This is a genomic window from Planktothrix sp. FACHB-1355 (assembly GCF_014748295.1).
GTDB lineage: Bacteria > Cyanobacteriota > Cyanobacteriia > Cyanobacteriales > Aerosakkonemataceae > Aerosakkonema > Aerosakkonema funiforme_A.
In genome coordinates this window covers 1-1,897 of record NZ_JACJUP010001260.1, presented here as the reverse complement: position 1 = coordinate 1,897, position 1,897 = coordinate 1, and the positions used below count along the sequence as shown (strand labels likewise).

The following is a 1,897-nucleotide window of genomic DNA, read 5'->3' as shown; positions in this document are numbered from 1 at the left end:
GAATAACCAATGAGCAATAAACAATGAACGAAAAGCTATACGAAGGCAAAGCCAAAATACTTTACCCTACAGATGACCCGGAAATTCTGCTGACCGTCTTTAAAGATGATGCCACCGCGTTTAATGCACAGAAGCGGGGCACTATTGCTGGCAAAGGCGAGATCAACTGTAAAATCTCGGCTCATTTGTTTCAAATGTTAGAGGGTAAGGGCATTCCTACCCATTTTATCGATACTCCTGCGCCCAACCAAATGCGCGTCCGGCGAGTGCAAATTTTACCTTTAGAAGTGGTAGTCAGAAACATCGCTGCTGGCAGTCTTTGCAAACAAACTGGGTTGCCAGAAGGGACAATTCTCAAACAACCTTTGGTGGAATTTTACTATAAGAATGATGGTTTGGGAGACCCTCTCCTGACACGCGATCGCCTCTTCTTATTGGAACTTGCTACCCCAGAACAAGTCGATCGCCTCCAAGCTCTCTCTAGGGAAATTAATGTAATTCTCGGTAACTTTTTTAACGAGTGCGGCATTACCTTGGTAGACTTCAAACTTGAGTTTGGTGTTGACAATCGACAAAAACTGCTTTTAGCTGATGAAATCAGCCCCGACACCTGTCGTTTGTGGAACCAGTCCGAAACCGATCCCAACCGCCGCGTCTTGGATAAAGACCGCTTCCGCCGCGATTTGGGAGATGTAGAAAGCGCTTATGAGCAAGTACTTGCAAGAGTTCTAGGGGTTAGGAGTTAGGTACTGGGGGCTAGGGGTTAGCCCCTCTTCTTTTTGACTTTTGACTTTATAGGCTTTCAGGTTTAACGAAAAATGTTGGCAGAAGTCCCTACCTAAACTAATGTTAGGTAGGGACGGTCGCTCAAATCATTCGGAGGACACCTCCTTTCTGCGCGAGCTAATGAATGACGACCAGCCAATAAAGGCATAGCAACATTATTGTCTTGTGTCCTGAAGATATCAGCGACCGTTTTGCTGTGAGAGATCGCATACATCAATTACTGTACCGATCTAATCACCTGTTGTCTTTACATCTTTTCACATACTGGCGTCAATAGACGCCCACCTACTTATTAAGGAAAGAACTTAGTTCCCAACGCACTGTGCCATTACTCCAAAACAAAAATTTACCCGGGTAGCTAAAGGTATCAGCTAAATCATAATTATTATTTTCCTTGGAGATGAAGGAAAATTCATCTTCTAAGGATTCAATTTTAGTGACGAGTATGGTATCGATAAAACAAACCCTACTTATAAGTTCTACATAAAACTCTTCAGTTTTTTCCCAATCATCTAATTCTTCTATGCCTGAACAGTTCAAAGATTCTTGAACAAAATATACTAAATCGTTGTACAATCTTAACAAACTTACTTCGTCAAGTATATGTGACTGATCATAATAATAATGGAAGTATTCTTGCTCCTGCTCGGATAAACCATGATTAGGATCTTCTTCTAGTTGCTTTATCCTCTCCTCTAACTGCACAACTTTAATTTTTTCCTGCTTCAGAGCTGCATTTAATTGATTTTTGACGTTTTCCAAATGTTTAACTTTTTGCTCAACAGATGTAAATTGAGCCTTTTCTTGGTTGATCTCTACTTCTAAGTTCTTTTTAGTTTGTTTCAGTTCTTCAAGTTCCTTTTTTAGCTGGTTAATTTCTGATTCTGCCTGACGAAGCTCAGATTCTACTTTGTTTAAAGCATCAAACTTTATTTCTAATTGCGTTTTTTCTTGCTCTAGCTTTTTCTTGGGGTTTTCTAAAGGTTTAATTTGGTCTAGTGTTTGTCTTAGTTCTGATTCTAAAGAGTTTTTGTTGGCTCGGAGTTGTAAATTATCTTGAGTCAATTTAGCATTATTATCTTTAAGTTGATTTAACTCTCCTCTCAAAACA

Annotated in this window: 2 protein-coding genes; one reads left to right on the top strand and one right to left on the bottom strand. The window is 39.9% G+C overall.

The genetic code is table 11. From position 1 onward, the window contains the following. The first annotated feature begins 23 nt into the window (after positions 1 to 23). On the top strand, positions 24 to 746 hold the full coding sequence (purC, locus tag H6S82_RS31415; protein ID WP_190473056.1) for a phosphoribosylaminoimidazolesuccinocarboxamide synthase: 723 nt from the start codon (positions 24 to 26) through the stop codon (positions 744 to 746). 325 nt (positions 747 to 1,071) lie between these two features. On the opposite strand, the gene H6S82_RS31410 is transcribed toward purC, so the two are convergent. Beyond that, on the bottom strand, positions 1,072 to 1,897 hold an 826-nt coding region (locus H6S82_RS31410), incomplete at its 5' end, for a hypothetical protein (protein WP_191057350.1).

Coding starts and splice junctions, on each gene's coding strand:
- purC (WP_190473056.1), top strand. CDS start 24: ATGAACGAAAAGCTATACGAAGGCAAAGCCAAAATACTTTACCCTACA.